This is a genomic window from Vibrio sp. S12_S33, from assembly GCF_963889785.1.
GTDB classification, from domain to species: Bacteria; Pseudomonadota; Gammaproteobacteria; order Enterobacterales; family Vibrionaceae; genus Vibrio; species Vibrio aestuarianus.
Window position 1 is genome coordinate 1 of record NZ_CAWPQZ010000175.1, and the last position, 932, is coordinate 932.

1 protein-coding gene is annotated in these 932 nt (G+C 42.8%); it reads left to right on the top strand.

Annotated features, from left to right (window positions below; all coding sequences use genetic code 11):
• Positions 1–181 precede the first annotated feature (181 nt).
• Entirely contained in the window at positions 182–673 is a 492-nt protein-coding gene (locus AACW06_RS19715) for a DUF6988 family protein (RefSeq protein ID WP_192076354.1), read from the top strand.
• The last annotated feature ends 259 nt before the right edge of the window (positions 674–932 follow it).

The window sequence follows — 932 nt, forward strand, 5'->3', positions numbered from 1 at the left end:
GTGGGCGAAATCATGGCGAATGTTAAAGCTATAAACAAAGTCATAGGACTAGGTATGCCCGTCAGAAGCTAACGGCTAGTCATATATGGTGTTATTGTTCTTCAAACTGATTTGATCAACAACGCCGCTCCTCAATGGTCTCGAACTTGAACCAGAACATAAGAAAGTTGTTCCCCTCGCTTTGTTACAATTAGCGCTTGAACACAATGCTGCAATTATAAAATTAATTAGCCTTGGGTATCATGGTTCAGCGCTAGCCCTACTTCGCCCACAAAGGGACGCGTTCTTACGCGGTATTTGGATGTATCGTTGTGCATCAGAAGATCAACTACTGAAGTTTATGAAAGGTAAAGAGCCACCGGGTATTAAAGTCCAACTTGCTCAAGTCGAACAAACTGAAGGTTATCGACATGGTCATTTGTCTCAGCGTATGAGTGAAATAAAAGAGTTCTTGCATGATTTCACTCACGGTGGGCTTTATCAATCAGCTAGTCGCGATAAAGGCCATCGAATAGCCGGTGGGCATTCAGAAGAGCAAATTCAGTGGCTAGTAAAGCAATCTTTGATGCTTTCATTCCTGACTACGTTGGAGGTATGCCATATCTTCAATGATGCACCTAGAGCACATGAATTAACATCTATATTCAATAAACTGATGGAAGTTCATAGCTAGAGGTGAGTTGCGCTATAACAAACAATTTAAGAGGGATTCCCAACGCTTGGCACCTTTGCTTCTACTTCAAGTTTAGTGTTTATGGCACAATGCTTTAGGTTTGCGTGGTAGCGTTGTTCACCCCTTAATTGGGCGTTAGCAGGGGTTAAGAAAACGGTGAATTTAGGGTGGAAAGGCTTTGGGTTTTCTAGCTACACACCGGACAAATCTCAGCTTCTCAACTATCTCGCCAGTGGCACTTTTCGGGAAGTGTTTGAAC